This window comes from Siminovitchia jepli (genome assembly GCF_047228825.1).
Lineage (GTDB): Bacteria > Bacillota > Bacilli > Bacillales > Bacillaceae_C > Siminovitchia.
Map to the genome: position 1 here is coordinate 1 of NZ_JBFEGN010000201.1, position 1,174 is coordinate 1,174.

The 1,174-nt window shown below is 40.5% G+C and carries 1 protein-coding gene; it reads left to right on the plus strand.

What is annotated here, in order from left to right; all coding sequences use genetic code 11:
- Positions 1-146: 146 nt before the first annotated feature.
- Positions 147-1,174 (plus strand): IS21 family transposase (gene istA, locus AB1L08_RS22380; RefSeq protein ID WP_413066776.1); only part of this gene is annotated, 1,028 nt, incomplete at its 3' end.

The window sequence follows — 1,174 nt, forward strand, 5'->3', positions numbered from 1 at the left end:
TGATTACAGCCATGCAATTGACCCAGTTGTGCCATCTTTTTGATCCACCTCTGCCATGAAATTGATCCACCTAAGACATAGCTGACCCACCCTCCTATATAATGAAGGAGCACATACGTGCAAATTCATTTATAGGGGGTTTTTTTGTGATTAAGTATCGGGAAATTTTAAGGCTTCACTCGCAGGAAGTCACACAAAGGGGGATAGCTTCAAGCTGTGGTCATTCAAGGAACACGATTAGAGAAGTAATTCGGCGAGCGGAAGAGAAGAAAATTCAGTGGCCAATCGAAGATGACGTGACAGATTTAGATTTACAAATGATTTTATTTCCTGAGAAAAAGGTTCCTTCAGACCATCGACGAAAGCCTGATTGTGAGTATATTCATAAAGAATTGGCTAAAACGGGGGTAACACTTTCTCTTTTATGGGACGAATATTCTTTACAGAGCAGGGCAAATGATGAAATTCCGTACAGTTATCGCCAGTTTTGTAGATTTTACACTGATTATGCCAGGAAAACCAAAGCAACCATGCGCATCAAAAGAAAACCTGGAGAACAAATGGAAGTGGACTGGGCAGGTCAAACGATGCATCTTACAAACAATCTAACAGGAGAAGAAATTCCTGTTTATATTTTTGTTTCTGCATTGCCATGTAGTCAATATGCATATGTAGAAGGATTTTTATCCATGGATATAGAGAGTTGGATTACGGCTCATATCCATGCTTTTGAATTTTATGGGGGAGTCACAAGGGTTATTGTACCGGATAACTTGAAGACTGGAGTGACCAAGTCTTCCCGTATCGATCCAATTATTAATCAGAGCTATCAGGAAATGGCTGAATATTACCAGACTACTATTATCCCAGCACGTGTACGCCGGCCCAAGGACAAGCCAAGTGTAGAAGGGAATGTTGGCCATATATCGACTTGGATTATCGCTTCTCTTCGTAATGAGAAGTTCTTTTCTTTGGCTGAGCTAAACAAAGCGATTAGAGAGAAATTAGATGTGGTGAATACAAAATCTTTCCAAAAGAGAAAAGGGAACAGGCAGGAAGCATTCTTAGAAGAAGAAAAATTTGCATTAATTCCCCTGCCTCATTCACCATACGAGATTGCGAGCTGGGCGAAGACCGTTGTCCAGCCCGATTATCATGTGAAAATAGATAATAA